This is a genomic window from Octadecabacter ascidiaceicola (assembly GCF_900185015.1).
Taxonomy (GTDB): Bacteria; Pseudomonadota; Alphaproteobacteria; order Rhodobacterales; family Rhodobacteraceae; genus Octadecabacter; species Octadecabacter ascidiaceicola.
Window position 1 is genome coordinate 869,304 of sequence record NZ_FXYD01000001.1, and the last position, 24,912, is coordinate 894,215.

General features: G+C 54.6%; 24 protein-coding genes. 5 read left to right on the top strand and 19 right to left on the bottom strand.

All coding sequences use genetic code 11. From position 1 onward, the window contains the following. Positions 1-17: 17 nt before the first annotated feature. Positions 18-2,186 carry an RNA degradosome polyphosphate kinase gene (locus OCA8868_RS04330; RefSeq protein WP_093995273.1) on the top strand — a complete coding sequence of 723 codons (2,169 nt, stop codon included), beginning with the start codon at positions 18-20 and terminating at the stop codon, positions 2,184-2,186. A 62-nt stretch (positions 2,187-2,248) separates the two neighbouring features. Continuing rightward, positions 2,249-3,814 carry a Ppx/GppA family phosphatase gene (locus tag OCA8868_RS04335; RefSeq protein ID WP_093995274.1) on the top strand — a complete coding sequence of 522 codons (1,566 nt, stop codon included), beginning with the start codon at positions 2,249-2,251 and terminating at the stop codon, positions 3,812-3,814. Here OCA8868_RS04335 and OCA8868_RS04340 read toward each other — a convergent pair. From OCA8868_RS04340 to scpA, 7 genes are read right to left on the bottom strand one after another with little or no spacing between them, the layout of a single operon-like run. Beyond that, complete coding sequence (locus OCA8868_RS04340) at positions 3,811-4,176, bottom strand: hypothetical protein (RefSeq protein ID WP_093995275.1); 366 nt, start codon at positions 4,174-4,176, stop codon at positions 3,811-3,813. The genes OCA8868_RS04335 and OCA8868_RS04340 overlap by 4 nt on opposite strands. Before the next feature lie 35 nt (positions 4,177-4,211). Next, positions 4,212-5,213: an endonuclease/exonuclease/phosphatase family protein gene (locus OCA8868_RS04345; RefSeq protein WP_093995276.1), complete on the bottom strand. Its 1,002-nt coding sequence runs from the start codon at positions 5,211-5,213 to the stop codon at positions 4,212-4,214. Then, entirely contained in the window at positions 5,210-5,896 is a 687-nt protein-coding gene (locus OCA8868_RS04350) for a molecular chaperone DjiA (protein WP_093995277.1), read from the bottom strand. Before OCA8868_RS04350 ends, OCA8868_RS04345 begins: the two co-directional genes overlap by 4 nt. 32 nt (positions 5,897-5,928) lie before the next feature. Continuing rightward, positions 5,929-6,405 (bottom strand): GNAT family N-acetyltransferase, encoded by a 477-nt coding sequence (locus OCA8868_RS04355; protein WP_093995278.1) that lies wholly within the window; start codon positions 6,403-6,405, stop codon positions 5,929-5,931. Beyond that, a complete protein-coding gene (locus OCA8868_RS04360) occupies positions 6,402-6,998 on the bottom strand; it encodes a VOC family protein (RefSeq protein WP_093995279.1) in 597 nt (198 codons plus the stop codon). Before OCA8868_RS04360 ends, OCA8868_RS04355 begins: the two co-directional genes overlap by 4 nt. 9 nt (positions 6,999-7,007) lie before the next feature. Next, the gene (locus OCA8868_RS04365; RefSeq protein WP_093995280.1) at positions 7,008-7,490 is read right to left on the bottom strand and encodes an MAPEG family protein; all 483 of its coding nucleotides are present in this window, start codon (positions 7,488-7,490) and stop codon (positions 7,008-7,010) included. Beyond that, positions 7,490-9,613 (bottom strand): methylmalonyl-CoA mutase, encoded by a 2,124-nt coding sequence (scpA, locus tag OCA8868_RS04370; protein WP_093995281.1) that lies wholly within the window; start codon positions 9,611-9,613, stop codon positions 7,490-7,492. The genes OCA8868_RS04365 and scpA overlap by 1 nt, the downstream gene beginning before the upstream one ends. A 203-nt stretch (positions 9,614-9,816) precedes the next feature. Between scpA and OCA8868_RS04375 the strand changes: the two genes are divergently transcribed. Beyond that, complete coding sequence (locus tag OCA8868_RS04375; protein WP_093995282.1) at positions 9,817-10,281, top strand: DUF4174 domain-containing protein; 465 nt, start codon at positions 9,817-9,819, stop codon at positions 10,279-10,281. Positions 10,282-10,302: 21 nt separating this feature from the next. Here the strand turns inward: OCA8868_RS04375 and OCA8868_RS04380 are convergent, their stop codons facing one another. The 6 genes from OCA8868_RS04380 to OCA8868_RS04400 all read right to left on the bottom strand — a co-directional run bounded on the left by OCA8868_RS04380 (position 10,303) and on the right by OCA8868_RS04400 (position 15,749). Further along, complete coding sequence (locus tag OCA8868_RS04380) at positions 10,303-12,345, bottom strand: acetyl-CoA carboxylase biotin carboxylase subunit (RefSeq protein ID WP_093995283.1); 2,043 nt, start codon at positions 12,343-12,345, stop codon at positions 10,303-10,305. A 92-nt stretch (positions 12,346-12,437) separates the two neighbouring features. Then, entirely contained in the window at positions 12,438-12,641 is a 204-nt protein-coding gene (locus tag OCA8868_RS04385; protein ID WP_093995284.1) for a hypothetical protein, read from the bottom strand. Between the two features lie 361 nt (positions 12,642-13,002). Beyond that, entirely contained in the window at positions 13,003-13,374 is a 372-nt protein-coding gene (locus OCA8868_RS04390; protein ID WP_179214768.1) for a hypothetical protein, read from the bottom strand. A 66-nt stretch (positions 13,375-13,440) separates the two neighbouring features. Next, positions 13,441-13,593 carry a hypothetical protein gene (locus OCA8868_RS16600; RefSeq protein WP_179214769.1) on the bottom strand — a complete coding sequence of 51 codons (153 nt, stop codon included), beginning with the start codon at positions 13,591-13,593 and terminating at the stop codon, positions 13,441-13,443. 217 nt (positions 13,594-13,810) lie between these two features. Then, positions 13,811-14,236: a DUF6497 family protein gene (locus OCA8868_RS04395; protein ID WP_245848030.1), complete on the bottom strand. Its 426-nt coding sequence runs from the start codon at positions 14,234-14,236 to the stop codon at positions 13,811-13,813. Further along, positions 14,217-15,749 carry an acyl-CoA carboxylase subunit beta gene (locus OCA8868_RS04400; protein ID WP_093995286.1) on the bottom strand — a complete coding sequence of 511 codons (1,533 nt, stop codon included), beginning with the start codon at positions 15,747-15,749 and terminating at the stop codon, positions 14,217-14,219. Before OCA8868_RS04400 ends, OCA8868_RS04395 begins: the two co-directional genes overlap by 20 nt. Before the next feature lie 189 nt (positions 15,750-15,938). Here OCA8868_RS04400 and OCA8868_RS04405 point away from each other — a divergent pair, with 189 nt between their 5' ends. Then, positions 15,939-17,159 (top strand): multidrug effflux MFS transporter, encoded by a 1,221-nt coding sequence (locus OCA8868_RS04405; RefSeq protein WP_093995287.1) that lies wholly within the window; start codon positions 15,939-15,941, stop codon positions 17,157-17,159. Positions 17,160-17,229: 70 nt separating this feature from the next. Beyond that, positions 17,230-18,624, top strand: coding sequence for a helix-turn-helix domain-containing protein (locus OCA8868_RS04410; RefSeq protein ID WP_093995288.1), 1,395 nt, complete (start codon positions 17,230-17,232; stop codon positions 18,622-18,624). A gap of 29 nt (positions 18,625-18,653) precedes the next feature. Here OCA8868_RS04410 and OCA8868_RS04415 read toward each other — a convergent pair whose 3' ends face one another. The 6 genes from OCA8868_RS04415 to betI form a co-directional block, all read right to left on the bottom strand. Beyond that, complete coding sequence (locus OCA8868_RS04415) at positions 18,654-18,890, bottom strand: HP1242/YdcH family protein (RefSeq protein WP_093995289.1); 237 nt, start codon at positions 18,888-18,890, stop codon at positions 18,654-18,656. Between the two features lie 77 nt (positions 18,891-18,967). Continuing rightward, entirely contained in the window at positions 18,968-19,549 is a 582-nt protein-coding gene (locus OCA8868_RS04420; RefSeq protein ID WP_370737982.1) for a thermonuclease family protein, read from the bottom strand. 126 nt (positions 19,550-19,675) lie between these two features. After that, entirely contained in the window at positions 19,676-21,319 is a 1,644-nt protein-coding gene (gene betA, locus OCA8868_RS04425) for a choline dehydrogenase (protein ID WP_093995291.1), read from the bottom strand. Then, positions 21,319-22,776, bottom strand: a complete 1,458-nt coding sequence (gene betB, locus OCA8868_RS04430) for a betaine-aldehyde dehydrogenase (RefSeq protein WP_093995292.1) — start codon at positions 22,774-22,776, stop codon at positions 21,319-21,321. The genes betA and betB overlap by 1 nt, the downstream gene beginning before the upstream one ends. A gap of 1 nt (position 22,777) precedes the next feature. Beyond that, complete coding sequence (gene betC, locus OCA8868_RS04435) at positions 22,778-24,286, bottom strand: choline-sulfatase (protein ID WP_093995293.1); 1,509 nt, start codon at positions 24,284-24,286, stop codon at positions 22,778-22,780. Further along, positions 24,283-24,858, bottom strand: coding sequence for a choline-binding transcriptional repressor BetI (gene betI, locus OCA8868_RS04440; RefSeq protein WP_093995533.1), 576 nt, complete (start codon positions 24,856-24,858; stop codon positions 24,283-24,285). Before betI ends, betC begins: the two co-directional genes overlap by 4 nt. Positions 24,859-24,912: the final 54 nt, after the last annotated feature.

The following is a 24,912-nucleotide window of genomic DNA, read 5'->3' on the forward strand; positions in this document are numbered from 1 at the left end:
ACTGGCACAAGACACTGATGACAAAGGCAGACTTCCTAAGGGCCGACTTCCCAGAAGCGCAGGTTGTAGACGGCGATATGAATGGTCCCTCGCGGTTTTTTAACCGTGAACTCAGCTGGCTGGGGTTCAATTGGCGTGTTTTGGAAGAGGCCGAGAACCCACGCATTCCACTGCTGGAACGCGTACGGTTCCTATCCATTTCGGCAACCAACTTGGACGAGTTCTACACCGTGCGCGTCGCGGGCCTAAGGGAACTGGCCCACAACGGCAATACCACCCCGTCAATGGACGGGCTAACACCGGAAGAACAACTGGCGCTAATCGATGAGAACACCCGAAACTTATTGGCGCGACAACAAAAGGTATTTACCGACCTGCACGCTGAAATGGCCCGTGAGAAAATCTCGATTCTCAAACGCGAAGACCTGTCGGACGAAGATCGCGTCTTTCTAAAGGATGTATTTTTCCGCCAAGTTTTCCCCGTGCTGTCCCCACTTGCAATTGATCCGGCCCACCCCTTCCCGTTCCTACCGAACGAAGGGTTCGCATTGGCGTTGGAGTTAGAGCGAAGCAAAGACAAACGCGCGTTGCGAGCATTGTTACCTGTACCAGCCCAAGTTGACCGCTACATCGCTTGCCCCAGTGAAGACGGCCATCGTTTCTTGCCGCTTGAAGAACTACTGATGGACAATCTTGACGGGTTGTTCCCAGGCTACAAAGTTAAAGGCTCTTGCGCCTTTCGTATCCTGCGCGACAGCGACCTCGAAGTTGAAGACGAAGCCGAGGACCTCGTGCGTGAATTCGAAGTTGCGTTGAAACGCCGCCGTCGCGGCGAAGTTGTCAGCATGCGGGTCTCTGCGGGGGCACCGAAAGGGCTGCGCAACCTGATCATGGGAGAGTTGCATGTTTCCGAAAACGAAGTCGTAGAGATTGATGGGGTCATTGGCATGGCTGATATCAGTGAGCTGGTTTTAGACGCGCGCCCAGACTTGTTGTGGCCACCGTTTGCACCGCGTGTGCCAGAGCGTGTTCAAGACCACGACGGCGATATGTTCGCGGCCATTCGCAAGAAAGACATGCTGCTGCACCACCCCTACGAGACCTTCGATATGGTTGTGCGGTTCCTTAAACAGGCGGCGCGCGACCCTGATGTTGTTGCAATCAAACAGACGCTTTATCGGACCTCCAAGAAATCCCCGATTGTTGAAGCCCTGTGTGAAGCAGCCGAGGATGGCAAATCCGTAACGGCCTTGGTTGAACTAAAAGCCCGCTTTGATGAGGCCGCCAACATTCGCCAATCGCGCCGCTTGGAACGCGCGGGTGCGCATGTTGTTTACGGTTTCTTGGACCTTAAAACACACGCAAAAATCTCAACTGTGGTACGGCGCGAAGGCGATGAGTTGGTGACCTATACCCACTATGGAACAGGCAACTACCACCCCATCACTGCGCGTATCTATACTGACCTGTCGTTCTTCACGTGTGATGCTGCCCTTGGGCGCGATGCGACGAAAGTGTTCAACTACCTCAGCGGATATGTCCAGCCGGACGACCTTGAAAACCTCGCAATTTCACCGATCACGTTAAAGCCGCGACTATTGGAAATGATCGCCGCCGAAGCAGATCACGCGCGCGCTGGCAAGCCTGCTGAAATCTGGGCGAAGATGAACAGTCTAATTGAATCCGATGTCATCGATGCGCTTTATGAAGCGTCCCAAGCAGGCGTTAAAATCAACCTCGTTATTCGCGGCATCTGTGGTCTTCGCCCCGGCGTTAAGGGGCTGTCAGACAACATTCGCGTCAAATCCATCGTTGGGCGTTTTCTGGAACATTCGCGGATCGTTTGTTTCGGCAATGGCCACGGCCTTCCTGCCAAAAAGTCCCGCGTTTTCTTTTCCAGTGCCGACTGGATGAGTAGGAACTTGAACCGACGTGTCGAAACCTTGGTCGAAGTAAATAACAACACCGTCAAAGCCCAGATCGTCAGCCAGATCATGGCAGCAAACCTAGCTGACGTGGCGCAAAGCTGGATCATGGGACCAGATGGAGTTTTCGAACGAGCGGACATTGAAGAAGGCACATTTGCCTTTAATTGCCACCGTTTCTTTATGGAAAATCCCTCTCTTTCTGGTCGCGGTTCCGCTGGCGCGTCTGACGTGCCGCAGTTGACCCACACCGAAGACTAAGTGACGCAATTGACTCAACGAAAACCGCTAGCCATGGTCACGAAGAACCAAACGAGGGCGATATGAGCGACGGCAAAACTTCGGATGCTGAGCATGATTGGGGCCCCTTTGGTCGTCCGCTTTTCAATGATCCAAAAGCGCGTGCACTCTCACGTGTCGGAGTGGTCGACGTTGGTTCTAACTCTGTACGATTGGTGATCTTTGATGGCGCGGCACGAAGCCCGGCCTATTTCTACAACGAAAAAATCATGGCAGGCCTCGGTGCAGGTATGGCTGAAACGGGCCGCCTCAATCCCGAAGGCCGCGTGCGTGCCCTTTCAGCGATCCACCGCTTTGTCGCTCTCGCACAAAGCCTTGGTATTCCGCCCCTTACGGCTGTTGCGACTGCCGCCGTACGCGAAGCAAGCGATGGACCAGACTTTCGTGCCGATGTATTGCGTGAAACCGGCCTAAAACTCTGGGTCATCGACGGACAAGAGGAAGCGCGTCTGTCTGCGCAAGGCGTCTTGCTTGGTTGGCCCGGCAGCTACGGTTTAGTCTGTGATATTGGCGGGTCCTCTATGGAACTCGCCGACCTGTTTGAGGGACGCGTTGGGCGACGTGTGACTTCCGCGCTCGGCCCACTAAAACTGCGCGAAATGAATAGCAAAAAAGCCCGCCGTGCGTTTATCAAAGAAACCGTGGCAGAGCTGTTCGATAAGATGGGCGGTGAAACCGGCAAACGTCTTTTCCTCGTTGGTGGATCTTGGCGAGCCATTGCGCGGATTGATATGGAACGCCGCGGTTACCCGTTAACGGTTTTGCATGAATATCGAATGACGCCGACGCGCATCGCCAAAACATTGAAATACATCGAAGAAAGTGACCTGCAGGACCTACGTTCACGGTGTGGGATTTCCGACAGCCGAATGGCACTGGTCCCTTACGCGGTTCATGTTTTGCGCGCCGTCGTCGTCCGCTTCAAACCCAAGGACATCACGGTTTCCAGCTACGGCATCCGTGAAGGTATGCTTTATGAACAAATGCCGGCTGAGCTTCGCGAGCGTGATCCACTTATCGAAGCCAGCCGTTTTGCAGAAGCGAAAGACGCCCGTCTGCCTGGGTTCGGCCGCACGCTATATCATTTTGTCCTGCCCCTGTTTGGCCGCACAAGCCACGCACGCAAACGTATCATCAGGGCGGCGTGTTTGCTCCACGACGTAAGCTGGCGCGCGCATCCCGATTACCGCCACGAAGTCGTGTTCGACAACACAACTCGTGCAAACTTGGGTGGATTGAAGCATTCAGAACGCGTGTTCCTCGGGATCGCATTGCTGCATCGTTATACGAACAAACGAGATGGTACACGGTTTGAGCCATTGTTCGAGTTACTTGACCCTAAAGAGCAGCTCAACGCCGAGGTCCTCGGTAAAGCCATGCGATTGGGCGCGATGTTGTGGATTAAAGCAGACGAACAGCCGGGAACGCTAAAGTATTCCGCCAAAACGAACACACTTGAACTGGTCCTGAAAGAAGCGGCAGCGCCTTTGTTTGGAGAAGTCGCTCAAGTCCGTTTGGAGTCGCTCGCCAGCTCACTCGGCGCCGAAGCCTCGGTCCGTGTCAAAGGGGCGCGACGCGTTAGGGCCTAAAGGTCGATGATGTCGCCCTCTTCGCGTGGTTCATATTCCGGCGCGTCTGGGCTGCGACGGATGATGATGTCCCCGTTCGGCAATACCTCGGGGCGTTCATAATACCGCACAGAATCAAGCGTTTGGATCAGCTCTATCAAAGCAGGTCCCATTTCGGTCGCAAGCAATTCCAACGCTGGTTCCAGTTCCTCTGCGAGGTCAGAAAAGTCGTCAATCGCCGGTTCCATCTCACTCATGATGCCGCGAAACAGAAGCTTCGCGCCTTCTTCCATCAGCGAAAAGCCTTCTTCGATTTCTCCCTCTTCTTGCGCAAGTGCAGGGGCAGGCAAAGCGATGAGGGCAGCAAGGATGAGATGTTTCATGCCCTCAATATAGGGACGCTGACACCATTTCTCAATCAGAGCGGAATATCTATTACCACCGGAAAGTGATCTGAGGCCAATAACAGCGCGGCGCAAAGGTCTTTGTCTGCAAAGCATTTCGGGTCATCAAACGGGTGCATGATGCTCCATGTCGGGTTCATCGCGCGCACACTTTGCGACACCATAATGTAATCCAACAGGGCAGACATAAAATGGCGGTCCTTGCCGACGGTAAATCGAGCGGTCACAGGCATTGCGCCGATCCGTTGCGACAACGCTAAGCGTGCATGTGGGTCAAACAGCTGCTCTCCATTGCCCTCTCCCAGCACGATTTCCACACCGGACCGCCCAAACAGTTTCTCGTATTCGTCTAGGCCCGGACCATCGTTGAAGTCCCCCAAAACGATCATGTTATCGCCCACCTCAAGATGCGCTTCGACCCGTCGTCGCAGCCAAATGCACTGCGCCAATTGCTTGCGTCGGTTGGCGATTGATATGCGCATGGCTTGCGCATCGTTGCGTGCACCGTGGGGCGCCTTGGATTTCGCATGCACACCGATCAATCGGAAAACGGCACCTGAGGTATGCGTCACCTCAATTTCCAGAGGCGGTTTTGACCATTTGACCGAGTCGAGTTGCGCATCGACATCAAGGTCCATCTTTATCGCCTGATCAAAACGCGGCGCTCCATCCTCGCGCGGATCATGGCGCACATTTAGAACGTCCGGATCAAACAGAAAGATAATTTCCTGTTGCGTTTCATTAACATAGCCGATGATCGCTTTGCGTGCCCTGATGCCGACCTTTGTAGCAAACCCTTCTAGCGCAGCCACACCATCACGGTTCGCATGGCTGTCCGGCGCTTCGACAACCATGATCCCGTCAGCGTCTAATGCCTGAAACACCGCACCAAGTGCGGCCGTTTGCTGGGCACGCGTGACATCCCAACGCCCTGACCAACGGTCATCGTTGTACGGCGTACCTTCATCATCAAACAGGTTCGAAAACCACTCGACGTTATAGGTGGCAATCTTCACGCAGCACCACGTTCGTTGATCTCGTCCCACGCCCGATTGATTGCGATCATCTTTTTCTCAGCAAGTTTCACGGCTTCTTCCGGAACTCCCCGCGCGACCATCTGGTCTGGGTGGGTTTCGCGCACCAGCTTACGCCACGCCTTGCGCATTTCCTCCATCGAGGTTCCCGCCGTAACGCCCAATACGTCATAGGGATCGCGCTCGGCATCTGGAACGAACTGCGACCGCAGCCGTTTGAAGCGGGTTTCATCCAGTCCGAAAATTTCGCCGACCCGCGCTAGGAACGCATCTTCATTTGGGTGATAGTGCCCATCTGCAAGGGCGATATGAAACAGTCCTTCCATCAAATCACACAGCGGTGCAGCGACATCGCCTCCATACATCGCTTTGATTTTATAAGCGTAATCTTCATACCCAGCGACATCGGTGCGGGCCAAATCAAACAGCTTACCTGCGTTCTTTTCCTCCCCTTGAGGAATGGTGAACACCTCACGAAACGCTGTTACCTCGTCGCGGGTGACCTGCCCATCCGCCTTCGCCATTTTCGCACCAAGTGCTATAACGGCAATCGCGAACGCGACAGAACGTTCCGGCGGCGTGCGCAGGTTTGCAAAAACTTCTGACAGGCCTTCGCCAGCGGCTAGGGACGACACTGCGTCGGTGATACGGGTCCAAATCGACATGGGCATATTCTTAACCAATCTGTCGTGGGATGTTAGAGCCGTTTTTGCATCAACACGAGATCCATCCAACGGTCAAACTTGCGCCCAACTTCCGGAAGCACCGCAATTTCTTCAAACCCTAATGCACGATGAAACGCGACACCCGCCGCGTTCTCTTCGCAAACGCCCGCCACAAGCACATGGGTATCCGCGGCGCGGGCATGGTCCATCAAAACCTGCATCAACGCCCGACCCGCGCCCTGCCCCGAAGCCTCAGGCGCAAGAATGATGGTGTGCTCCATCGTGTGAGCATATCCAATGCCGCCACGAAACTGGTCATATGTCGCAAAGCCAAGAACAACGCCGTCAATCTCAACCACCAAAAAGCACGGCCGTTGGGCAATCATCTGCGCCACTTCGTCGGGTGACTTCGTCACAGAGTTAAACGTCACCACGGTTTCGCGGATTTGCGGATTCCAAAACGCCGCAATAGCAGTGCTGTCGTCTTGGGTGGCCGGACGAACAATCATAATGTTATCAAACCATTTTCGCTGCAAAACTGCGCGGACAGCGATATGGTGGCGTCTTCGGCAAACCGGACCCTGTCATCCCTCAATACGCCATCAAGCTCTGCCGCGATGTCCAACGCATTTGGATGTCGAACCGTTAGAACCTCAAGTTTAAGCCCCGAAGAAATCAACTTCGCCCCCGGTGGCGTGTCTGTTTTCCATGACAAAACCGTCGGAAAACCGCCCCCCATCGGCAACGTTCCATCTGGTGGCACGCCCATGTCCCAGCGCAATTCATCCCGTGACATCTCGACGGCCTCCATCCCGTGGATCAACAGCGGCTCCAAGACACAGGGTTCACAAATCCAGTTCACCAAACGCGGCGGCCCACTGAAAACATCAAGCCCGAACCAGCGCGGCCCCATACTATTTGCAGACGGATCAGCTGCGATCACTTCGATGTAGATGTCGTCTTCCAGTCCCAGCAACTTATTGTGGGTCCCAAACCGCTCATGCTTGCCGCCACCTTGAAAGGTAACGCCCATACGCTCTTCAGCCCAAGAAACGCCTTCCTCTAGCGTTTCAGCCGCGATCGCTAGATGGTCCAACTTCATAAGTCACCCCTAGTTAATCCATATCCACACAGCCCAAAACGCACCAAACAGCGTCGGGTAAAAGCTGGCTGCAAACCCAAGCGAGCGTAGCGGAGGCGAGACATGATAGCCAACCCAATAGATCAAACGGGCCACAGCCATCCCGACGCCAAGCGCAAGGATAGATACGCCGCCAAGATTGAAACCGATAAACGGCCAAATAAGCAGCGCAAGTACCATTTGCTCTACGGTATTAAGCAAAACGCGCTCGTCGATATCCACACGCGTTCCCGTGATTGCGGCAGAGCCATCAATCAGGTCCGCATTGAAAAACCGTCGTGCAGCAAGGACACCGATCATCATCGCCATGACGATCCCCGGTATCAAGAACGCCGCCGGAATAGCCAACGCAGGCGGCACGAACGGCAGACCTAGCCGAAGCGGAAGCAAGACTATCGCGACCGCCCAAACTGCGCCCAACACCATCCCGATTGCGATGGCGGCCCGTTTCATTACCGTGTCGCGCGGATCAGTTTCAGAATGTCGCGCGCAGCCTCTGGAATGTTGGTCCCCGGTCCAAAGATCGCTTTCACGCCAGCTTTCTTAAGGAAATCATAGTCTTGCTGCGGGATGACGCCCCCACAAATGACCAAAATATCGTTCGCATCAGCAGCCTTCAGCGCTTCGATCAGCTTTGGCGCCAACGTTTTGTGACCCGCGGCCTGCGATGAAATTCCGATGACGTGCACATCGTTGTCCACCGCGTCTTGCGCCGCTTCTTCCGGCGTCTGGAACAGTGGGCCCACGTCTACGTCAAAGCCGATGTCGGCGAACGCCGTGGCAATAACTTTCGCGCCGCGATCATGCCCGTCTTGGCCCATTTTCACGACCAACATGCGTGGACGGCGGCCCTCAGCCTCAGCGAAATCTTCGACGTCTTTCTGGATCGCGGCAAAGCCTTCGTCGCCTTCATAGGCGGCACCGTAAACGCCCGCCAAGGTCTTTACTTCAGCGCGGTGGCGTCCGAACTCTTTTTCCATTGCCATGCTGATTTCCCCTACTGTTGCGCGATGACGCGCTGCTGCAACGGCGGCCTCAAGCACGTTTCCTCCCTCACGGGCGCGACGTTCGACCTCGGCCAAGGCCGCATCACAGGCAGCTTGATCACGGGTGGAACGGATTTTCTCCAACCGTGCGACCTGTGCTTCGCGCACTGCGACGTTATCAACATCAAGGATGTCGATCGGGTCTTCTTTGTCCAAACGGTATTTGTTCACACCGACGATCACCTCGTCTCCGCGGTCAATCATCGCTTGGCGCTTGGCGGCTGATTCCTCAATCCGAAGTTTAGGCATGCCGGATGCAACAGCCTTGGTCATACCACCCATCTCTTCGACTTCTTCGATCAGCTTCCACGCTTCATCTGCCAAATCCGCGGTCAGCTTTTCAACGTAGTAAGACCCTGCAAGCGGATCGACGACGTTTGTGACGCCCGTTTCTTCCTGCAAAATCAACTGGGTATTACGTGCGATGCGCGAACTGAATTCAGTCGGCAATGCAATCGCTTCGTCCAAGGCGTTGGTGTGCAAGGACTGGGTGCCACCCAAAACCGCCGCCATCGCTTCATAGGCTGTACGGACCACGTTGTTATAGGGATCCTGTTCCTGCAACGATACGCCGGACGTTTGGCAGTGCGTGCGCAACATGGATGACTTTTCGGATTTTGGCTCAAACTCCGACATGATTTTCGACCACAACAAACGGGCCGCACGCAGCTTGGCGGCTTCCATGAAGAAGTTCATGCCAATGGCAAAGAAGAACGACAGGCGTGGCGCAAATTTGTCCACGTCCATGCCACGCGCGATGGCTGTGCGCACGTATTCGCGCCCATCTGCTAGCGTGAACGCAAGTTCCTGCACAAGGTTCGCACCCGCTTCTTGCATGTGGTAGCCGGAAATCGAAATCGAGTTAAACTTCGGCATCTCGTTGGCGGTGTATTCGATAATATCCGCGACCAACTGCATCGACGGCTCAGGCGGATATACGTAGGTGTTTCGCACCATGAATTCCTTGAGAATGTCGTTCTGGATCGTGCCAGACAAAACGCTACGGTCATGTCCCTGCTCTTCACCAGCAACGATGAAGTTCGCCAAAATCGGAATAACAGCGCCATTCATCGTCATGGAAACACTGACCTTGTCCAATGGAATACCATCAAACAGGATTTTCATGTCCTCAACGGAGTCGATCGCAACACCGGCCTTGCCCACATCCCCAACAACGCGTTCATGGTCACTGTCATACCCACGGTGCGTCGCCAGATCGAACGCAACAGACACGCCCTGCTGACCAGCGGCCAACGCCTTGCGGTAAAATGCGTTGCTTTCTTCGGCGGTGGAAAAGCCTGCGTATTGGCGGATCGTCCAAGGACGGCCAGCGTACATCGTCGCCTTAACCCCACGCGTAAACGGTGCCTCGCCTGGCAAGGTGCCAAGATGATCAAGACCCTCAACATCATCCGCGCCATAAACAGGCTGGACGTCGATGCCTTCGATAGTGTTCCACGTCAGGTCGTCCAGCGGCTTACCACGTAGTTCAGCCTGCGCGCGTTCGGCCCATTCCTTTTTCGATCCCATCGGTTCGTCCTCTTAATAACGCCGTATTTATCCGGCGGTGTGTGTCACTTCAGCTCTCGCTGAAAACCTTGCAAAGCCCGTCGAAATCCCTCGAAAAAGGGAAGCATATGATTAGGCACTTCCGGAAAATGTTATGGCTAGCGGGCGATTTACCCTTAGCCTTTTGGAGTGGCGCCCCTATATCATTGCCAAAGGGGGCGTTCATGATCCGTATTTTAGCTTTGTTTACTTGGGTGTTATTTGCATCCATTGCCACTGCACAAGAAGCCGAGACACCGTCCGTCGCGGACGCATGGGCCGCTGACAAAACGCAAGTATTCGATGCAACGTCGTTGGATATTGATACGCTTATCTGGCTGGCGCGCCCTGTCGTTGTCTTTGCCGATAGCCCGAATGATCCACGCTTCCGGGAACAAATGGACCTGTTGCTCGAAAACGTAGATGACCTCGCAGAACGGGATGTCATCGTGTTGACGGACACCGATCCATCCGCGCAAAGCCCGCTGCGCACGCGTCTACGCCCGCGCGGGTTTGGGTTGGTTATCATCGGCAAAGACGGCGAAGTAGAATTGCGAAAGCCAAACCCGTGGGATGTGCGCGAAATCACCCGATCCATCGATAAAATGCCGCTGAGGCAGCAAGAAATCGACGATCTGAGGTTTGAATGATGATGCGCACAGGTCACGGGATTATTCGAACTCAATAATCACGTCATCAACCGCAAGACTGTCGCCGGCCCCCGCGTTGATTTTGGTCACAATTGAGCGCTTCTCAGCGCGCAAGTTGTTTTCCATTTTCATTGCTTCAACAGTGCAAAGCACCTGCCCTTCTTGCACTTCGTCACCGACTTCGACGTCAATCTTCACGATCATCCCCGGCATCGGGCAAAGCAGTAACTTGGATGTATCTGGTGGCAGCTTTTCTGGCATCAATGTTGCGAGTTCGGCCTGACGTGGTGTGCGCACGCGAACGTTCATATCAGCACCGCGGTATCGCACACGGAACCCTGCAGAAATATGGCCGACCTTCAGAACCAGCGGTTCACCGTCCACCAAAAGGGAAGCGAGCGGCTGACCCGGAACCCAATCGCTTTCGACACGCATGCTGGAACCATTGACCGTTACGTTCGCGCCCTGCTTGTCAGCACTAACATGCGCTTCTAGCGAACGACCTGGGAGCGTAACAACCCAATCTTCGCCAACTTTACGTTCATGGTTATCCATACGTCCAGAAATCTGCGTACGGCGGATTTCACAAACGCGGTACATTGCGACAGTCGCAGCTGCGATCCGGTCCAATGTGGCATCTGGCAGTTCAACACCATCAAAGCCTTCAGGGAATTCTTCCTCGATAAAGGCTGTTGTCATGTTGCCAGAGGTGAATTTCTCATGGTCATAAACTGCGCTAAGGAATGGGATGTTGTGGCCAATGCCTTCAACCTCAAAGCTGTCCAAGGCGACGCGCATTTCTTCAATCGCTTCAGCACGGCTTGGCGCCCAAGTACACAGCTTGGCGATCATCGGGTCGTAATACATTGAGATTTCGCCCCCATCATAGACACCCGTGTCATTGCGCACCGCGTGCTTGCCTTCAGGGGCATCGCCCTGCCATTTACCATTCGCGAGCAACGGGCCAGCCGAGACCTCAGCCGGTGGACGGTACGCCGTCAAACGGCCAATGGACGGCAAGAACCCACGATATGGGTCTTCCGCGTAAAGACGGCTTTCCATCGCCCAACCTGTCAGCGTGACATCCTTTTGTGCGATCTTCAGCTTTTCGCCGTAAGCCACGCGGATCATCTGCTCCACAAGATCAACGCCTGTGATCAACTCGGTTACAGGGTGTTCCACCTGTAAACGTGTATTCATTTCAAGGAAGTAGAAGTTCCGGTCTCCATCAACGATGAATTCAACCGTACCCGCCGACGCATAATCAACGGCCTTCGCAAGGGCTACGGATTGCTCACCCATGGCTTTGCGCGTTGCTTCGTCAAGGAACGGCGACGGCGCTTCTTCAACAACCTTTTGTTGGCGACGCTGGATGGAGCATTCGCGCTCACCCAAATAGATTCCGTTACCATGCGTGTCGCACAGAACCTGAATTTCGATGTGGCGCGGCTGGGTGACGAATTTTTCAATGAAAATCCGGTCATCGCCAAAAGAGTTCGCCGCTTCGTTTTTCGAAGACTGAAAGCCCTCGCGCGCGCCTTCATCATCCCATGCAATCCGCATGCCCTTACCACCACCACCAGCGGAAGCTTTGATCATCACCGGATAGCCGATGTCTTGGGAGATCTTGACCGCCTCGTCCGCGTCCTCGATCAATCCCATGTGGCCCGGAACAGTCGACACTTTTGCGTCTTGCGCAATCTTCTTAGACGTAATCTTGTCGCCCATCTTTTCAATCGCACCAACTGGGGGCCCGATAAAGGCAACACCAGCGGCAGACAGCGCTTCGGCGAATTTCGCATTCTCTGACAAAAAGCCATAACCGGGATGCACAGCTTCGGCACCCGTCGCTTTGACCGCTTCCATGATCTTGTCGATCACGATGTAGGACTGGTTCGCAGGGGGCGGCCCGATGTGATAGGCCTCATCCGCCATGGTGACATGCAGCGCGTTGCGGTCGGCGTCTGAATAGACGGCAACCGTTTTGATGCCCATCTTACGCGCGGTCTTGATGACACGGCAAGCGATCTCACCACGGTTGGCGATTAGGATTTTTTTGAACATTGTTAGCCCCTTAGAATGCAAAACCGCCGCTCAGGGGATATCCTGAACGGCGGTCAAAATTTCGGTTCGCCCCAAATTGGGACGGGATGTTTTTATCGGCAGATGCTTGTGACTTCGTCACAAAGGGCGCCAACAGCGCCACCAGCGACGGCACCGGTGACAACGTTGCCACCTGTTGCGTCTGCGATGACAGCACCAGCTGCAGCGCCGGCAAGGCCGCGCTCAAGGTCGTTGTCGAGACATGCGGAAAGCGAAGCGATTGCTGTCGCGGCGAGGATAAGACGGAATTTAAGCATAGGTTACTGCCCTTATTTTGCATTGAAGTTTGCTTGGTTTTATTCCGCGTAGATTCGGCGTTTTGCGTCTGCAACACAAGCATTTTCTGCACTGCGCGAAAGCAGTGGCGGAAAACCACCAAAGGACCCGAGAAAAGGGGTGTCGGCCTGAACCCTAAAATGGGATCAGACCGACGAGGGGAAGGGTAACGGTATTGACAATGTAGGGTCGTCCGCTCGTTGTGCGAACCGTCTACAAATTGAGATTTGCACAGCGAAACGCAGCTGTCATCAGCCATGGTCGGCGATTGCCCAATGTGGGCCGTTTCCCGCCAAAGTTGCGTAGTTATCGGCCAATTGTCGCGCATTGCTATATTGATCATCAGTTCTGCCCCGGCGCCCAGTCAGGGCGAAAAATCTCTGGGAAGGACTGTTCTGTACGCTTCAGGTCGACCTTTAGCAGTGCTTCATAACTTTCCGGATCGAATGGATCTTCGGCGGGAATGACTTCGCGGCCGAAGACAAAATTCAAACGTCCTGCATCAAGGTTCCCGCGTGCAAACGGGACATCGCCGAAGTGTTCCTTTAGCGCCCACATGAACCCCTCATCCGCGCGACGATCTGCAGGACGACGATCCGCATAGCGTTCGCGCTTGAACAACTTAGGCGGCAAGCCCTTCTTGACGGGGCGGCGAATTGTGAACTGAAAATCGGAACTCGGGAGGCGGCTTGGGAATCCGCGGTGCTTTTCCATCAGTTGACCCTCCGAGATGGGGCACGATGGGTTGGGGCAGGCGTTGCCGCCTGCCCCGGAAATTCTTTAGTTGTACTTGCCAGTGTATACTGGCTCGACTGTGACTGGAACTGGGTCAACGACCACGAATTCTTCAACGTCACCTGCGCTGTTGCCGCCACATGCTGCCACGAGGGCAAGCAGGGACATGGCGCAAAGACTCTTAATGCTCTTAGACATGTTATTCTCCTGTCTCTGTTTTTCACACGATCAGAACCAACATTGGGTCGGTTCCCTCGCGCATTCTGAGGGTAGGTCACTTGGGAGTAACCATGTGGAAAACTAACGGGAAACCTGAGGAAAAGATACGAGACGGATTTCGACACGCAGGCCTGTGACTCCGCTGCATCAGAACGACAAGTAGATGAGCTTTGGGCCGCAACATGTTGTAGGAACATTAAAATTCCTCCCAGATGCAGGTGCCATTTTCGTGGCTAAAAATCTCGAAAAACTGCAAAACGTCAGGATCGTCTTCCCCAAACGGAATGTTCGCAGCCGACATAGACAGAACGATTTGGTTAGGTTCGATTGCATTTTCAATCAGCGCTGGCATCACTAATTCATCGCACACCACTTGGAAGTCATCAGCGACATCCATGTACTGGAAAGATTTGCCTATCTCTGGGGTCAGAAAACGGAAGCGGACTGTATTAGTCGCCTCCTCGGAAATGAATTCGATGAAGGACACCGGCTGGCCTGACGGCACGACGATACCATCAGCGGCCAATACAGTGGGCACACCGATTGAGCACAGGCCGAAGAAAACAGCCTGCTTACAAATACTTAGTAGACTTGGGTGCTTATTAAAGCGGGATGTTGTCATGTTTCTTCCAAGGCATCTTTGTTTGCTTTCCACGCAGACCGGCGAAAGCACGGCATAGGCGCCTGCGCGTAGAAGATGGAACAATTACTTCGTCTACAAAGCCACGTTCCGCAGCCACGAACGGGTTCGCGAAACGGTCTTCGTAGTCTTTGGTGTGTGCAGCGGTCTTTTCCGGGTCATCCAGATCCTTACGGTGAATGATCTCGGTTGCACCCTTCGCGCCCATCACTGCGATTTCCGCAGTTGGCCATGCATAGTTCAAGTCACCGCGCAGGTGTTTGGACGACATAACAACATACGCGCCGCCATAGGCCTTACGCGTAATGACGGTGACTTTTGGCACGGTCGCTTCGCCATAAGCGTACAGCAGCTTCGCACCGTGCTTAATTACGCCGTTATATTCCTGGGTCACACCAGGCAAGAAGCCAGGAACGTCAACAAGTGTCAGGATTGGAATTTCGAACGCATCACAGAAGCGCACGAAACGTGCCGCTTTACGCGCACTATCAATGTCCAGAACACCCGCCAAAACCATTGGCTGGTTGGCAACAACACCGACCGTCTGCCCCTCAAGGCGAATAAAGCCCGTCAAGATGTTGCCCGCAAAGTCCTTCTGGATCTCATAAAAATCGCCTTCGTCTGCGATCTTATGAATCAACTCTTTCATATCGTAGGGCTGGTTCGGGTTGTCTGGAATAAGCGTATCAAGGCTGGATTCCGTACGCGCGACATCATCAAAGAATGGACGAACGGGCGGCTTCTGTTGGTTGTTGAGTGGCAGGAAGTCGACCAAACGGCGCGCTTCGGCAATTGCCTCAACATCGTTCTCAAACGCAGCATCCGCCACGGACGATTTGCGTGTGTGCGTTGTCGCACCACCGAGTTCTTCTGCCGTTACAACTTCGTTTGTAACCGTCTTTACAACATCAGGACCCGTGACGAACATGTACGAGCTGTCCTTCACCATAAAGATAAAGTCCGTCATCGCAGGCGAGTAAACCGCACCACCGGCACAAGGCCCCATGATCAGGCTGATCTGCGGAACCACACCAGACGCCATGATGTTACGCTGGAAGATTTCGCCGTAACCACCCAAGGCATCGACGCCTTCCTGAATACGTGCGCCACCGGAATCGTTGATCCCCACAATCGGCGCACCGTTCTGCATCGCCATATCCATGATTTTTACGATCTTGGCCGCGTGTGTTGCAGACACCGAACCGCCGAGGACTGTGAAATCTTGCGAGTAAACGTAGACCTGACGACCGTTAACCGTGCCCCAGCCCGTCACAACACCATCCCCTGCAGGGCGCGTCTTTTCCATACCGAAGTCGGTGCTACGATGCGTCACGAAGGTGTCGTATTCTTCAAAGCTGCCGTCATCCAACAACAACTCAATCCGTTCGCGTGCGGTAAGTTTGCCACGGCCATGTTGAGCGTCGATGCGCTTTTGCCCACCACCCATACGGGCTGCTTCGCGTCGATCTTCAAGCTCTTGCAGGATATCGGTCATAAATCTGTCCCTATTGATTTCGGCGAAACTATCCTCATTCGCATCGCGATCCGAGTCCCTTCTCGCAAATTTGCAAACTCACTCATTAACTGGTCCCTGTATTTGCAAAACAGCAAATCCGCCAGAAGAAACGCCCTTAACGACGTAATTGCATTGGACGAAGGCACTTCACAAGACTAGCTGTAACCTATGTCCACTTCAGCTACGTCGCGATTCCTTGATCGCACCACCCCGCCCCATATCGCGACACTTATCCTGATGGCTGGCATCGGGGCGCTTTCACTCAATGTTTTCTTACCATCATTGCCATCGATGGCCGAACATTTTGGCGTGGAATATAGCCTTATGCAGCTATCGGTATCAGCCTACCTTGCGACGACGGCAGTGGTGCAAATCGCGATTGGGCCGATTTCTGATCGTTATGGGCGACGGCCAATCGTCCTTGCAACTGTGTCGATCTTCATTTTGGCCAGCGTGGGCGCAATCTACGCCCCCAATTTTACGGTGTTTTTGATTTGCCGCCTACTGCAAACTGCAATCGCCACTGCATTTGCGATCAGCCGCGCGGTCATCCGCGATATGGTTCCGCAGGCTCAAGCCGCATCTATGATCGGTTATGTAACGATGGGTATGTCGGTGGTTCCTATGCTGGGACCGGCACTGGGTGGCCGACTGGACGAAGCCTTTGGCTGGCAAGCCTCATTCTGGCTTCTCGCAGGTGGCGGGCTTTTATTGTTGGTAATCGCATTTTTTGACCAAGGAGAGACCCTAACCAAACGCGAAGGCGGCTTTAGAGAGCAACTTCGCGAATACCCCAAATTGTTACTGTCACAACGTTTCTGGGCGTATTGCCTCGCTGCAGCTTTTTCCTCCGGCGCATTCTTCGCCTACCTCGGCGGAGCGCCCTTCGTCGGCAGCGAGGTTTTCAACATGGATCCCGCAGAACTCGGGCTGTATTTCGGCGCACCTGCGATCGGGTATCTCGTTGGGAACGGGCTGTCGGGTCGGTACTCGGTCAGCGTCGGCATCAATCGCATGGTGTTATTTGGCGCCCTTATAGCCGCCAGCGGCATGACAATGTTATTGCTCTTTGATCTGCTCGGCATCGTTCATCCGTTTGTTTTCTTTGGGTTCATGATTTCAATCGGCTTGGGGAACGGCATCATGCTCCCGAACTCGAACGCTGGAATGCTGTCGGTGCGTCCCGCGCTTGCTGGCTCAGCCGCGGGCCTTGGCGGAGCGTTCATGATTGGTGGCGGCGCTGCGCTCTCCGTGATCGCAGGGTTCATCCTTGGGCCAGATACAGGTGCGCGGCCATTAATAATCTTGATGCTCGTCACCGCAGTTATCGCGGTCTTCTGCGCACTTTGGGTTATCAAGCGCTCGGCCATTGTTGAGGATGCAAACTAGCTGACCACTCGACTCGTGACTTTGCAAAGTCTATTATCAAATTTGCATTTCAACGATTAGGGGACACGGTATGGCACCGCATAAACTTTACGCTGGCGCTAAGCTACGGGAACTGCGCGGACGCATTGGCTGTACCCAAAAGATATTCGCTGAAAAGCTCGGCGTATCCCTGCCCTACCTAAACCAAATGGAAAACAACAACCGTCCGGTTTCGACGACTGTGGTCTTGGCCTTGGCGCAGGAATTTGGGTTTGACGTCACAGAGCTACAGTCTGGTGACGAAGCCCGCCTTGTCGGGGACATGCGCGAAGCTTTGGCTGACCCGATTTTCACCAGTACCACGCCACCGCTTGTCGATCTGCGCCTCGCTGCATCAAACGCCCCTGCCCTTGCCCGCGCCTTCCTTGAGTTACACACAGCCTACCGCCAAACCCATGAGCGGCTGGCGTCATTGGACGAAGCCTTAGGGCGTGAAGACAGCCGCCTCTCCGCCAGCCCATGGGAAGAAGTGCGCGACTTTTTTCACTACTGCGACAACTACATTGATGCGGTTGATCGCGCGGCTGAACATTTCGCCACCACGGCTGCGGGGGACATTGACAGCGCGGCCCGAAGCGCACTGGCGGAAGACGGCGTTCGTATCGTTTACGCAGATATTGACGGGATCCGCCACTATGACCCCACCACACGAGTCCTCACGCTTTCCGCGAAAGCCGCAGCAGCGACACAGCGCTTTCAATTACTGCTACAGGTCGCTTTGATCAAACAGGAAAACCTGTTGGAAGCGACGCTGGATCTTGCACGTTTTCAATCGCCCCAAGCCCGCAGCATCGCCAAAGTCGGGCTGGCCAACTATTTCGCAGGTGCGGCACTCATGCCCTATGAGGCGTTCCTAACGGCCGCCCAAAACACCCGGCATGACCTTGAACGCTTAGCCGATCAGTTCGGTGTGTCCCTCGAACAGGCCGCCCATCGTCTATCGACGCTGCAACGCCCTGGTGCGAAGGGTATTCCGTTTTTCTTTGTGCGTGTTGATCCAGCGGGAACAATCACAAAACGCCACTCAGCAACAACGCTGCAATTCGCACGATTTGGCGGCGCTTGCCCGTTATGGAATGTTCATAGTGCGTTTGAAACGCCGGGCCGTTGGTTGCGTCAACTGGCACAAACCCCTGATGGGGTTCGATATTTCTGCCTCGCACGGGACGTCAGCAAACCCGGTGGCGCGTGGGGCGTTCCGACCCGCCGCTACGCGATTGGATTAGGGTGCGAAGTCAAACACGCCTCAAAACTTGTCTACGCAGACCACATGATGGCCGAAGACACAGACGCCTTTGAACCTATCGGTATTTCCTGCCGCATCTGCGAGCGAAAATCCTGCCCGCACAGGTCGGTTCCGCCACTGGAACGCCAGTTGAGCGTTGACCCGAATGAACGCGGCATGCTGCCCTATCAATTAGACTAAGGCAGCTGGGTACTGCATCGAAACGCGGCTTAGACCGCAAGCATAGACCAGATTTGATCTTTCAAAGACATCCGCTCTTTACGCATGTCTTGCATGTGCAAATCATCTGTTGGTTCAACATCTGTTTCTGCACGGTGAATCGCGCGATTCACTTCGTGATACGCATCTGACAGCTTTGCGAAATGTGCATCAGACTGCTTTAGCTGGCTAATCTTTTCAGCGTGCTCTGGGAATTCATCTGCGAGTTCGTGGGCTGTATGTGACATTGGTGTTCTCCTGTAAGTGTCGTAGGAAAACTAGAACGACGTGACATGCGGCGCCTTGATCAGGATCAACAAATCACTCAGTTGCGTGCCGCACGCCAACCCGCCGCCCGTGCTTCCGCTTCGCTACAAAACCAACGCTCGCCACTCGCCTCGTTGATACGAGTGTTCGCGTAGTCGCGGTTGTGGGGCATGTGGTAAATGCGTCCGGATCCAGAAATGTTACCCTTGATGATACAATTGGCATCCGGAGCGGCGGTATCAGGCGTCGGCACGCGCTGATCGGCCCGATAAGCCGAAGGTTCCTGCATTGAACTGGCCCATAGCCCGAGACCAAGAACCTGCGCCGTTTTCTCAGCCAAGTCGTAGTCCATTGAGTATTCACGGTATGCCCGCGCCCAACCATCAGAAACGAGGGCCTCCCCGATGTCACGGCCATCTACGAAACACTTGGCAACGCTGCGCCCGTACCTATCCTGCTCAACTTCGCGGCATGTCGCACGCTGTCCCTGATAGCGCCGTGCGACCTCTTCACGAACAAATGCACCACATGGCCAAACACGCCCCTGCGCGTCTTCGCAAGTTTGCTCTGTCTCGGGGGCATCAATGCCATGAAGGCGTACGCGCTGGCCTGAAACGTCCAAGGTATCACCGTCAACCACACGAACAGTTCCTTCTACATCTGCCAAAACAGGAGACGAGAGGCACAACATGAGTGACAAAATGCGGAACATTCCGCTAACTAATTGTTAACGGGGTCACTTCGCAAGTCAGAACTTATTAACGGGTTAACGCTGCGCGGTTTTCCACTCTGGATGAATCCACGGCGCATCGTTGCTTGGGGGAAGTGGCGTTTTTCCCAAGACATGATCGGCCATTTTTTCACCTACCATGATTGACGGGGCGTTCAGGTTCCCGTTGGTGATACGCGGGAAAATTGAGCTGTCCGCGACGCGCAAACCTTCAACCCCGATGACCCGCCCCTGTGGATCAACGACCGCCATAGGGTCGTCGATACTACCCATCTTACAGGTACCGCACGGATGATAGGCGCTTTCCACGTCCTCACGAATGGCGGCGTCCAACGCCTCATCAGATTGCGCGTCTGGCCCAGGCAAAAGCTCCTCGCCACGGTATTTTGCAAAGGCGTCCTGACTGAAAATCTCACGTGTGAGGCGGATGCAGTTGCGAAACTCTTCCCAGTCATCGGGATGCGACATGTAGTTGAAGAAAATCTTCGGATCGGCATTCGGATCAGCCGACGTCAACGTCACAGCACCGCGTGATTTGGAACGCATCGGCCCGACATGGGCCTGAAACCCTTCCTGTGCGCCTGTCCCGTCATACCGAACAGCAATTGGAAGGAAATGAAACTGAATGTCAGGATAGTCCAATCCGGCCTTGGACCGGATAAAACCTGCCGCCTCAAACTGATTGGACGCGCCGATGCCGGTCTTTGTAAACAACCAGCGCGCGCCAACCCATGCTTTGGCGATCATTGACCAGTATTTGTAGAGGCTATGACGACCCTTTCCGGCCATCTGAACGTAAAGTTCGAGATGGTCTTGCAAGTTTTGCCCGACTCCAGCGCGATCCGCCACGACTTCGATCCCATGCTCGGACAGGTGTTCCGCGGGGCCAATACCCGACAGCATCAACAACTTGGGCGAGTTAATCGCTGAAGCTGCGATTATGACTTCAACGCTCGCGTCAAACACGCGCCCATCGGTCAGCTCAACACCCGTAGCGCGGCCATTGTCCATGATCACACGCGCGGCAGTGCCGTGAACCACTTCGCAGTTTCCAGTGGCTTGTGCCGGACGCAAATATGCCGATGCTGCGGACCAGCGTTTGCCCTTCCAGATGGTCGCGTCAAACGGGCCGAAACCTTCTTGTTTCTCGCCATTGTAATCCGAGGTTAGCTCGTATCCCGCTTGTTCGCCTGCCTTGATAAAGGCACGGGTTAGCCGGTTGGTTCCAGGGCCACGGGTGACATGAAGCGGGCCACCCTTGCCGCGCCAGTTCTTGTCGCCGCCGCGCCCGCCGGAATGCCAGTCTTCCATACGTTTATAATACGGCAACACGTCAGCGTAAGCCCAACCCTGCGCACCGCTTTCGGCCCAGTGGTCAAAATCTTTAGCGTGGCCACGCACGTAGATCATGCCGTTGATCGAGGACGACCCTCCAATCACCTTGCCACGTGGACATGCCAATTCACGCCCACCAAGATGCGGTTCGGGCGCGGATTTATACCCCCAATCATATCTCTTCATGCTCATGGGGTAGGACAGCGCGGCGGGCATGTTGATGAACGGCCCAATATCGGTGCCGCCTGTTTCGATCACGATGACCTTGCGACCAGCTTCGGCCAGTCGATAGGCCATCGCGCACCCAGCGCTACCCGCACCGACAATGATACATTCAGCTTGCATCAAAACGGCGCCTCCACTGGAGCCATCCCAACATAAACCGACTTCAATTGGCTGTAATGTTCGATCGCCGCCTTAGAGTTTTCACGCCCGACCCCCGAGAGTTTCGACCCACCAAACGGTGCCTCAACAGGTGCAAGGTTGTATGTGTTGATATAGGTCGTGCCAGCTTCAAACCCGGCAACCATGCGGTGCGCGCGTTTCAGGTCATTGGTAAATACACCCGCCGCGAGCCCGAAGTCTGTAGCGTTGGCCCGTTTCAGAACATCGTCTTCATCGTCGAAGTCCAAGACGCTAAGAACGGGGCCAAAAATCTCATCCGTGGCGATCACCATGTCATCGGTAACGTCTGCAAAAACAGTAGGTTGCAGGAAGTACCCTTTATCGCCTTCGCGTTGGCCGCCTGTGACCAGACGTGCGCCTTGCTCGATCCCTTTGGCGATAAAACCTTGTACGATTTCCATCTGGCGCCCAGATACCATAGGTCCGAAGTTAACGGACTCGTCCAACGGATCACCCATTTTGACGTCCTTCAACCGCTCAGAAAGGCGTTTCAGAAACGCCTCTTTGATGCCGGATTGCACGAAGACGCGCGTGCCGTTGGAACAGACCTGTCCAGAACTGTAAAAGTTCCCCAGAATGGCCCCCCCAACCGCGTCTTCCAAATCCGCGTCATCAAAGATCACGATGGGGGACTTGCCGCCAAGTTCCATCGTCACATGGCGAATGCCTTCGGCGGCCGCGGCGTACACTTTTCGGCCCGTCGGGACGGATCCCGTCAGCGACACTTTATCAACACGCGGGTCTGTGACCAGCGCGGCCCCAACATCGCCCATCCCTTGAATGACATTGTAGATGCCCGCAGGTGCGCCAGCTTCATGAAGGATTTCCGCGACTTTAAGCGCGCAGAGAGGTGTTTGTTCTGACGGTTTAAACACCATCGCGTTCCCGCAGGCGAGCGCAGGTGCCGCTTTCCACGCCGCGATTTGTGTCGGGTAGTTCCATGCGCCAATACCAACGCAAACGCCAAGCGCCTCACGGCGGGTGTAGACAAAATCATCGCCAAGCTGGATGTGTTCGCCTGTCAACGACCCAGCCAAACCACCAAAGTATTCCAATGCATCCGCCGCAGACGTGGCATCAGCGACAAGGGTTTCTTGCAGCGGTTTTCCGGTGTCGTTGGTTTCCAAAACGGACAAGTCGTAATTGCGCTCGCGCATAATCTCAGCTGCGCGGCGCAGCACGCGGCCGCGTTCGGTTCCGGTCATCGCTTCCCATGCACCTTGAGCCCGTTTGGCAGCCGTCAACGCCTGCTCAACAATCGCAGGGGTCGCCTCGTAAACAATCGCGACTTGTTCTTCAGAAACGGGGCAAATCACAGGTATCGGCGTGCCGTTTTTGTCTTCTACGTATTGACCATCAATGAAATGGCTGGCGGTTGGCTGGATATCGTAGGTCACTCTATTCCCCTCTCGGAAAGCGTTGATTTTCCTCAAGAACATTGAGGTCCATGTGATTGCGCATGTAGCGCTCGGATGCTTTTTGAAGCGGTTGGTAATCCCACGGGAAGTAGTTCCCGTTGCGCAAAGCCTCATAGACGACCCAGCGGCGCGCTTGGCTTTCGCGCACGGCTTCATCGAAAGCGTTCAGGTCCCAGCGCGCTTCGGATTTGGCACGCAATTGGTCCAACGTCCCTTGATGTTTTGCAACATCTGCGAGGTTGCTCAACTCGTTCGGGTCGGCCTCAATATCAAATAACTGATCTGGATCGAGCAAACAGCGCGTGTATTTCCATTTTCCGTACCGCAAACACACCAGCGGGCTGTAAGATCCTTCCGCCGCATACTCCATCGCAACGGGTTCGGTGCGCTCAGCGCCCTGCCCCATTGGAACAAGCGACATACCTTCCGTCCACGGCATAACCTCATCCATCGACACACCCGCGAGGTCACACAACGTTGGTGTGACGTCGATGTTTGAAACTGGCGTTTCCAAAAGTCCCGCTTCCATTTCCGGCGCACAAATCATCAGCGGCACACGCGCCGAACCTTCAAAGAAGGACATTTTAAACCAAAGCCCGCGATCCCCGAGCATATCCCCGTGATCGGACACAAACAGAATCGTCGCGTCTTGGCGGGTGTCCTCTAGAGTTTGCAGAACCTCACCAACCTTATCATCGAGGTAGGAAATATTGGCGAAATAGGCGCGTCGGGCTCGACGCACTTGCTCTTCAGTAATGTCGAAGTTCTCGTGATCATTCGCATCAAGAATTCGTTTCGAGTGCGCATCTTGCTCCTCATAGGGGATCGGAGCGACGTCCGGCATCAGATGCTCGCAATCCTCATACAGGTCCCAATATTTTTTGCGGGCAACATACGGATCATGCGGATGGGTGAACGAAACCGTCAAGCACCAAGGACGTTCATCATGGGCGCGTGACAGATCATACAGTTTGCGGGTCGCGTTGTAGGCAACCTCGTCATCGTATTCCATTTGGTTGGTGATTTCGGCAACCCCAGCACCGGTCACCGACCCCATATTGTGGTACCACCAGTCGATCCGTTCACCCGATTTGCGATAATCCGGCGTCCATCCGAAATCGGGTGGATAGATGTCCGTGGTCAGGCGTTCTTCAAAGCCATGCAACTGATCTGGGCCGACAAAGTGCATCTTACCGGACAAGCAGGTTTGATACCCAGCGCGGCGAAGATGGTGTGCATAAGTCGGTATGGATGACGCAAATTCCGCCGCGTTATCATAAACTTGTGTTCGCGATGGCAATTGACCGGACATAAACGACGCCCGCCCCGGTGCGCACAAGGGCGACGCGGTGTAGGTATTCTTGAAACGGGTCGATTTCGCCGCAAGCTTTTTCAAGTTCGGGGCGTGTAACCAATCTACGGGGCCATCCGGAAACAGCGTTCCGTTCAACTGGTCGACCATAATGATTAGAATGTTAGGCTTGCTCATGTGTTTGCTCCGGCCATCTGATCAAGGGTGCGCAATGCAGTGGCCTGTGCAGCTTCTGGGTTGGGGCTTCGCGACAATGCCGCCCGTAAGTAAAGCCCATCAATCAACGCCGCGAGCGTGTGTGCATCGTCAACCGGCGTAACAGACAAAGGCCGAAGCGCATGTGTCAGGTTGGATTGCAAACGACGCTGATAAAGCCGCAAAAGCCTGTGCATGTCGGGCTGTGTCGTTGCTTGCGCGTAAAGAGTCATCCATGCGCTGACAGTCGCAGGATCAAAGCAGGAAGGCGCAAAAGACGCTGAAATCAAGGCCTCCGCGCGGCCGCGTGGTGTTAGTGCGTCCCGTAACCTGCCACGCACCTCGACACCGAAATCACGTAGGATGGACCGCATCGCCGCCAAGAATATTTGATCCTTGCCGCCAAAGTAGTGGTGCGCAAGGGCCGAAGACATGCCCGCACTCTTTGCAATTTGGCTAACGGTGACGTCCAGCGACCCTTGTGCGCCGATACAGTCAATCGTGGCTTTAACCAGCGCCGCGCGGCGTATAGGTTCCATCCCAAGCTTTGGCATCATTTCCTCTTAACGGTTGCCAAGTGAATTAAATCGTTCTTTATTGACTCGTCA

Excerpts from the sequence above, each read along its gene's own strand:
- OCA8868_RS04385 (WP_093995284.1), bottom strand. The coding sequence starts at position 12,641 with ATGCTTAAATTCCGTCTTATCCTCGCCGCGACAGCAATCGCTTCGCTT.
- betC (WP_093995293.1), bottom strand. The coding sequence starts at position 24,286 with ATGAGCAAGCCTAACATTCTAATCATTATGGTCGACCAGTTGAACGGA.
- OCA8868_RS16600 (WP_179214769.1), bottom strand. The coding sequence starts at position 13,593 with ATGTCTAAGAGCATTAAGAGTCTTTGCGCCATGTCCCTGCTTGCCCTC.
- betI (WP_093995533.1), bottom strand. The coding sequence starts at position 24,858 with ATGCCAAAGCTTGGGATGGAACCTATACGCCGCGCGGCGCTGGTTAAA.
- OCA8868_RS04400 (WP_093995286.1), bottom strand. The coding sequence starts at position 15,749 with ATGACCGATATCCTGCAAGAGCTTGAAGATCGACGCGAAGCAGCCCGT.
- OCA8868_RS04340 (WP_093995275.1), bottom strand. The coding sequence starts at position 4,176 with ATGAAACATCTCATCCTTGCTGCCCTCATCGCTTTGCCTGCCCCTGCA.
- OCA8868_RS04395 (WP_245848030.1), bottom strand. The coding sequence starts at position 14,236 with ATGACAACATCCCGCTTTAATAAGCACCCAAGTCTACTAAGTATTTGT.
- betA (WP_093995291.1), bottom strand. The coding sequence starts at position 21,319 with ATGCAAGCTGAATGTATCATTGTCGGTGCGGGTAGCGCTGGGTGCGCG.
- OCA8868_RS04360 (WP_093995279.1), bottom strand. The coding sequence starts at position 6,998 with ATGAAGTTGGACCATCTAGCGATCGCGGCTGAAACGCTAGAGGAAGGC.
- OCA8868_RS04390 (WP_179214768.1), bottom strand. The coding sequence starts at position 13,374 with ATGGAAAAGCACCGCGGATTCCCAAGCCGCCTCCCGAGTTCCGATTTT.
- OCA8868_RS04405 (WP_093995287.1), top strand. The coding sequence starts at position 15,939 with ATGTCCACTTCAGCTACGTCGCGATTCCTTGATCGCACCACCCCGCCC.
- OCA8868_RS04365 (WP_093995280.1), bottom strand. The coding sequence starts at position 7,490 with ATGAAACGGGCCGCCATCGCAATCGGGATGGTGTTGGGCGCAGTTTGG.
- OCA8868_RS04375 (WP_093995282.1), top strand. The coding sequence starts at position 9,817 with ATGATCCGTATTTTAGCTTTGTTTACTTGGGTGTTATTTGCATCCATT.
- OCA8868_RS04380 (WP_093995283.1), bottom strand. The coding sequence starts at position 12,345 with ATGTTCAAAAAAATCCTAATCGCCAACCGTGGTGAGATCGCTTGCCGT.
- OCA8868_RS04330 (WP_093995273.1), top strand. The coding sequence starts at position 18 with ATGACAAAGGCAGACTTCCTAAGGGCCGACTTCCCAGAAGCGCAGGTT.
- OCA8868_RS04355 (WP_093995278.1), bottom strand. The coding sequence starts at position 6,405 with ATGATTGTTCGTCCGGCCACCCAAGACGACAGCACTGCTATTGCGGCG.
- OCA8868_RS04350 (WP_093995277.1), bottom strand. The coding sequence starts at position 5,896 with ATGTCGATTTGGACCCGTATCACCGACGCAGTGTCGTCCCTAGCCGCT.
- scpA (WP_093995281.1), bottom strand. The coding sequence starts at position 9,613 with ATGGGATCGAAAAAGGAATGGGCCGAACGCGCGCAGGCTGAACTACGT.
- OCA8868_RS04335 (WP_093995274.1), top strand. The coding sequence starts at position 2,249 with ATGAGCGACGGCAAAACTTCGGATGCTGAGCATGATTGGGGCCCCTTT.
- OCA8868_RS04410 (WP_093995288.1), top strand. The coding sequence starts at position 17,230 with ATGGCACCGCATAAACTTTACGCTGGCGCTAAGCTACGGGAACTGCGC.
- OCA8868_RS04415 (WP_093995289.1), bottom strand. The coding sequence starts at position 18,890 with ATGTCACATACAGCCCACGAACTCGCAGATGAATTCCCAGAGCACGCT.